Annotated in this window: 1 protein-coding gene and 1 pseudogene; both read left to right on the forward strand. The window is 62.7% G+C overall.

Annotated elements, in window-relative coordinates; translation table 11 throughout:
• Window positions 1-453: VOC family protein (locus X744_RS139705; protein WP_023763247.1), on the forward strand; the 453-nt coding region annotated here is incomplete at its 5' end.
• Between the two features lie 4 nt (window positions 454-457).
• A pseudogene (locus X744_RS1000000175835) lies at window positions 458-625 on the forward strand (alpha/beta hydrolase); the annotation flags it as partial.

Here is a 625-nt window from a genome sequence, read left to right on the forward strand (position 1 = left end):
CTGAAGGATGGCGGCGCCACCGAGGAGTTGTTGAAGTTCATGGGTTACGAGGAGGTCGACAAGTCAGGCAATATCAGGCGGCTCGCCGTCAAGAACGGCAACGGCGCCGATTTCGTCGATATCGAAGCGCTGCCGACCGCACCCTTCGCCGATCTCGGCGCCGGCTCCGTCCATCATGTGGCCTTTGCTGTCGAGAACCGCGTCAAGCAGCTTGAAGTGCGCAAAGCGCTGATGGATACGGGTTATGGCGTGACGCCGGTGATCGACCGCGACTATTTCTGGGCGATCTATTTCCGCACGCCGGGTGGCGTGCTGTTCGAAGTCGCCACCAATGAGCCGGGTTTCGACAAGGACGAGGACACCGCCCATCTCGGCGAGGCGCTGAAGCTGCCGACCCAGCATCAGCATCTGCGGCCATATCTCGAACAGCATCTGCAGAAGTTGGAGGGCTGAGACGATGAGCAAGGGCGCTTACGCCCACAAGGTGCTGCCTGGTTCGCCGGGTGGTCCGCTGCTTTTGGTCGTCCACGGCACTGGCGGCGACGAGAGCCAGCTTGTCTCGCTGGGGCGCGATCTCGCGCCCCAGGCCACCATCGTCTCGCCACGCGGCGATGTGTCGGAGCAA

Origin of the sequence: Mesorhizobium sp. LNHC252B00, assembly GCF_000502955.1 — a bacterium.
Taxonomy (GTDB): Bacteria; Pseudomonadota; Alphaproteobacteria; order Rhizobiales; family Rhizobiaceae; genus Mesorhizobium.